The sequence below is a fragment of the Pseudomonas sp. P5_B2 genome (genome assembly GCF_056400445.1).
On the sequence record NZ_JBFULH010001133.1, the window covers coordinates 1 to 958 of the forward strand.

General features: G+C 59.4%; 2 protein-coding genes. One reads left to right on the top strand and one right to left on the bottom strand.

The genetic code is table 11. The features are described 5' to 3' along the window. Positions 1–791 (top strand): class I SAM-dependent methyltransferase (locus tag AC1DRJ_RS29690; protein WP_477805264.1); only part of this gene is annotated, 791 nt, incomplete at its 5' end. 70 nt (positions 792–861) lie between these two features. Here the strand turns inward: AC1DRJ_RS29690 and AC1DRJ_RS29695 are convergent. Next, positions 862–958, bottom strand: a 97-nt coding sequence (locus AC1DRJ_RS29695; RefSeq protein WP_477805265.1) for a DUF2474 domain-containing protein, incomplete at its 5' end; no start/stop codon positions are given.

A 958-nucleotide genomic window follows, 5' to 3' on the forward strand; every position in this document is an offset into this window, starting at 1 on the left:
TATTGATCCGGGTGCCGAAAACCCTGGCATTGTTGGAAGAACAGCTTATTCGCCTGCAAGGCCAGTTGGCGCCGGGCGCGCAGGTAATTGCTGCGGCGATGATCAAACATCTGCCACGTGCGGCCGGTGATCTGCTTGAACGCTACATCGGCCTGGTGCAAGCCTCTTTGGCGGTGAAAAAGGCTCGGTTATTGATCGCCACACCAGAGGCAAAAGCCCCTGTCGTGTCCCCCTACCCTTCGCGTTACCAACTCGATGAACCGGCTATTGAATTGCTGAACCACGCCAATGTGTTTTGCCGCGAAGGACTGGACATCGGCACCCGGGCCTTTCTGCCGCACCTGCCAAAAAACCTTGGCACTGCGCGAGTCGCGGACCTCGGTTGCGGTAACGGCGTGTTGGCCATCGCCAGTGCACTGCAAAACCCGGAGGCCCAGTACACGCTGGTGGACGAGTCGTTCATGGCCGTGCAATCGGCCATCGAAAACTGGCGCGCGGCACTCGGTGACAGAGAAGTCATCGTGCGGGCCGGCGATGGCCTCGCGGGGCAGGAATCTCAATCCCTGGACGTGGTGTTGTGCAATCCGCCGTTCCATCAGCAACAAGTCGTCGGCGACTTCCTCGCCTGGCGCATGTTCCAGCAGGCCCGGGAAGCATTGGTGGTGGGCGGTGCGCTGTATATCGTCGGCAACCGTCACCTGGGTTACCACAGCAAGCTCGCCCGACTGTTCCGTGGCGTAGAACAAGTGGCTGCCACGCCAAAATTCGTGATTCTCAAAGCTCGTAAATAAGTACTGAAAAAAAAACCCTCCGCGCAGGAGGGCTGTAAATCCGTGCCTTCAGGGCAACGGGAGGGGATCTTCAGTGTGTGGTCAGACCGGCTGCATTCATGAACATGCGCATCAGGCTGGCCACGATAAACAGCGCCCCCACGCTGCCGGCCCAGATCAGGGCCAGC